This window comes from Candidatus Limnocylindrales bacterium (assembly GCA_035626395.1).
GTDB lineage: Bacteria > Desulfobacterota > Binatia > UBA1149 > CAITLU01 > DASPNH01.
Map to the genome: position 1 here is coordinate 1 of DASPNR010000012.1, position 1,213 is coordinate 1,213.

The following is a 1,213-nucleotide window of genomic DNA, read 5'->3' on the forward strand; positions in this document are numbered from 1 at the left end:
CGCCAGACGCGCACCTTGCCGGTTGCGGTCTTCAATATGCTGACATTCGAGCAGGTGGCTTGGGGACCGCTCGCGGCCGCGGCGCTGCTGGTCACCGCGCCCGTGCTGCTGCTGACGCTTTTCATCCAGAAAGAGATCGTCGGCGGGCTCACCGCCGGCGGCGTCAAGGGCGGCTGACCGCGCTCTAGTTGTCGTTGCTATGAAGGTTGTTCATCCAGGACTGGGCAGTGAAGCTGTGGTTGCCACACCCAGCCGCACTTTCCCGGAGCCTGGATGAACATTCACAAGAATGCGCGCCTGACGCCGCAAGGTCGACTCCTTATGGTTCAACGCATTGAAGAGGCGGGTTGGACAGTTGCCTCGGCTGCCGCGGCAGCCGGTCTTTCGCTCCGCCGCGCCTATCACTGGCTGGGCCGGTATCGGGCCGGCGGCGAGCGGATGCTTGCGGACAGGAGCTCGGCGCCGGCGCGATACCGCTCTCCGGTGCCGGCCAGTCGCGTTGCCGAGATCGAACGCTTGCGCCGCGAGCGCCTGAGCGGCCCGCAGATCGCACATGCGCTCGGCATGCCGCGCTCGACCGTCGGCCTTGTGCTGCGCCGGCTCGGCCTTGGCCGGCTGAAGGCGCTCGAGGTACCGGTTCCGCCGATCCGCTACGAGCGAGCCCGGCCGGGCGAGCTGATCCATATCGACACCAAGAAGCTCGGCCGGATCGACGGTGTCGGCCATCGCATCACCGGCGACCGCCGCGGCCAGAGCAACAAGCGCGGCACCGGCTGGGAGGCCCTGCACGTCGCCGTCGACGATGCCTCGCGCCTGGCCTACACCGAGATCCTGCCCGACGAGAAGAAAGCTTCGGCCTGCGCCTTCATGGCCAGAGCGCTCGACTGGTTCGCTCGAAACGGCATCACCGTCGAGCGCGTCATGAGCGACAATGGCAGCGCCTATCGCAGCAACGACTTCCGCGATCTCCTCGCCAAGGCCCGCCTCCGCCATATCCGCACGCGACCCTATACGCCGCGCACAAATGGCAAGGCCGAACGCTTCATCCAGACCAGCTTGCGTGAATGGGCCTATGCCAAGCCTTACCCGTCGTCCAGGGAAAGGACCGACGCCATGCCGACATGGATCAACGCCTACAATCTCACCCGACCACACTCAGCCCACAAAGGCATCTCACCCTTCGCTAGGCTGAACAACCTCCTTGGAAACGACA

The 1,213-nt window shown here is 65.7% G+C and carries 1 protein-coding gene; it reads left to right on the plus strand.

The features are described 5' to 3' along the window. Positions 1 to 273 precede the first annotated feature (273 nt). Positions 274 to 1,213: IS481 family transposase (locus VEC57_06735; GenBank protein ID HYB98817.1), on the plus strand; the 940-nt coding region annotated here is incomplete at its 3' end.